Source organism: Inquilinus sp. (assembly GCF_057815775.1).
The window spans coordinates 1-2847 of sequence record NZ_JBYRFX010000369.1; the positions used below are offsets into that span (position 1 = coordinate 1).

The 2847-nt window shown below is 61.0% G+C and carries 2 protein-coding genes; both read left to right on the forward strand.

Annotated features, from left to right (window positions below):
* Nucleotides 1-2219, forward strand: a 2219-nt coding sequence (locus tag AC3XYG_RS13245; RefSeq protein ID WP_489140307.1) for an ATP-binding protein, incomplete at its 5' end; no start/stop codon positions are given.
* 105 nt (nucleotides 2220-2324) lie between these two features.
* Nucleotides 2325-2847 (forward strand): winged helix-turn-helix domain-containing protein (locus tag AC3XYG_RS13250; RefSeq protein WP_489140308.1); only part of this gene is annotated, 523 nt, incomplete at its 3' end.

Genomic DNA, 2847 nt, shown 5'->3' on the forward strand with positions numbered 1-2847 from the left:
CCTATGTTCCCGCCGAAGACCCTTTGCCGGGCTTACTTTCCATTTTGGCCGATCGGCGGATCTGCCTCGTCCTCGACAGCTGCGAACATGTGATCAAGGCCGTGGCGGCACTGGCCGCCCGGCTCATTGGCGAGGCACCCCATCTTCACCTGCTCACGACCAGTCGAGAGCCGCTAAGGGTCGCAGGCGAGCATATCCATCTCCTCCCACCCCTAGACGGACCGACAGACGCATTGCACCTGTCCGCCGCGGACACGCTGTCGTCACCCGCAGTACAGCTGTTCATGGAACGTGCGACCGCCAGCGGTTACAATCTGGCACTGAGCAACGCCGACGCGCCGCTGGTCGCCGGCATCTGCCGCCATCTCGACGGCATTCCCCTGGCGATCGAGATCGCCGCCAGCCGCGTCGGCACCTTCGGGATTCGCGGGACATCCGAACTCGTCAGCAACCCGCTCCGGTTGCTCTGGAAGGGTCGCCGGAATGCGGCACCTCGGCACCAGACCTTGGGCGCCATGCTCGAATGGAGCTATGGCCTCCTCACTCAGAACGAGAGGCGGGTCTTGATACGCCTGTCCGTATTTTTTGGAGCCTTCACGCTCGAAGCCGCCCAGTCCGTGGCCGGGGATGACGGCACCTCGGCCTCGCTTACGGCGGAAGCGATCGTGAGCCTCGTCGAAAAGTCGCTCATCAGAATTTCACCGACAGGTGAATCCGTCATCTATCGTCTACTCGATACCACCCGGGCCTTCGCCTCGACACTGCTCGAGCAAACCGGTGATGAAGATATCATCAAAAGACGCCATGCTATTTACTTATCAAACCTGCTCGTCAATTCGGATATCGTCCAGATCTCGAATTTGGAGATACAGAACGAATCTGCCTTCTCATTCTATATCGGCAATGTTCGCGCGGCCCTCAAGTGGAGCTTTTCTGATCGAGGCGATGTGGCAATCGGCACCGAACTCTCGATCCAAGCCACATCCCTCTTCCTTGGTGCGTCTCTGTTGGGCGAGTGCCAATATTGGTGCCAGCGCGCCCTCGTGGTTCTCCAAAAATCCAGCGGGAATATCGTCCAAGAGCTGATATTGCGGAAATCGCTGGCCATCGCGCAGATGTATACCAGCGGCAACACCGATGAAGTGCGCTCCGAAATTGAACGCGGCCTCGAATTGGCCGAATCCTCTGGAGAGGTTGAGCATCAAATACATTTTTTGACCGGCCTAAGTCTCTTTCACATCAGGCGCACCAATTTCACGACGGCTTTGTCGATGGCCGATCGAAATGCCGCGGTTTCTGCAAAATTCGGTCTGCCAGGCATCGTCGGCGCCGAGTGGAGATACGGCCATACCCATCACATGGCGGGCAACCAGGCGGAGGCTCAGCGCCATTGTGAAGCGGGCTTCAACCTCGCGGCTGCATCAGCCGGACTTCACGTCAACTTTTTCGGCTATGATCATCAGGTTCTGGCGCGTGTCATCCTTGCCCGAACGCTTTGGCTCCGCGGTTTCCCCGATCAAGCGGCGGAGGCCATCCAGATCGCGCTGTACGAGATTGGGCAGTGCCGCCACCCGGTGACCCGCTGCATGACGCTGCTCGGCCTGACCCCTGTGCTCTTGTGGCGCAAAGATTTTGAGGGCGCGGCCTCGGCGCTTGATCGGGCTCTCTACGACTCAAATCGGCATGCCCTGCCCTTCTACGATGCCGTCGGATCCGCGTTGCGGGGCGAGCTCATGATCCTCCGCGGCGCAACAACGGAAGGAATCGCGCTCTTGGAGCCGCTGATCGCGGAAATCAGGCCAAATGACTACCAAATCGCGGCGACGGCCGCTTATCGCACCCTGGCGGAGGGTTTGGCGTGTTGCGGCCGATCTACCGCCGCAAGGATCGTCATCGAACGAGCCGTGGCGCGACCAGGAACTCTCGAGCTGCCCGATCTTCTACGGGTTCAAAGCGAGATACTGCTGGTGGAGTCGCAAACCAACGCTCCAGCCGCTGAGCAAATCTTGCTCCGCTCCCTCGATCTTGCACGCAGCCAGTCAGCCCTGGCCTGGGAATTGCGATCCTCGACAGCGCTTGCCCGCCTTTGGGCAAAGCAGGGGCGCATCGACACTGCACGCGCGATGCTGGCGGGCGTCTATCAACGCTTTACCGAGGGATTCGAGACGCCGGATATGCAGATCGCGGCGCGCCTCCTGACCGACCTGGAGCAGCCTTGAAGTGAAGCGCATAGCCGAGCGACCGGTGTCGTCGGTGAAGCTGCGCCGTGATATCATACGGGCGTTGGAGGTGAACCGACCCGACCCGGAGGCTCTGTCACGGAAATGGCAAGTGGCGTCGAACCGGTCGTCGGCGATGTCTCAATTTTCGGACCATTCCGACTGATCGCGGCCGAACGGCTGCTGATGAAAGAAGGCGAGCGGCTCCCTCTTGGCGGCCGCGCTCTCGACATCCTGATCGCTCTCGTCGCGCGCGCCGGGGACGTCGTGAACAAACGGGACCTGATGACCGCCGTATGGCCCGACGTCACTGTCGAGGATGCCAATGTTCGAGTCCACGTTTCCGCGCTTCGCAAGGCACTTGGCGATGGCGAAAGCGGGGCGCGATACATCGTCAATATCGCAGGGCGCGGATACTGCTTCGTCGCGCCGATCCATCACTCTCCGGCCACGGATGAGCCCGCTTCGGCGCAAGGAACCAAACCCAGGATACGGCAGCCCAGCCTGCCCGCATCGCTGTTGCGAATCTTTGGGCGTGACCAGTCGGTGGCCGCGGTGGGCGCGCTGCTTCGGCAGCGGCGCTTCGCCAGCATCGTCGGGCCTGGCGGGATGGGGAAGACAACCGTGG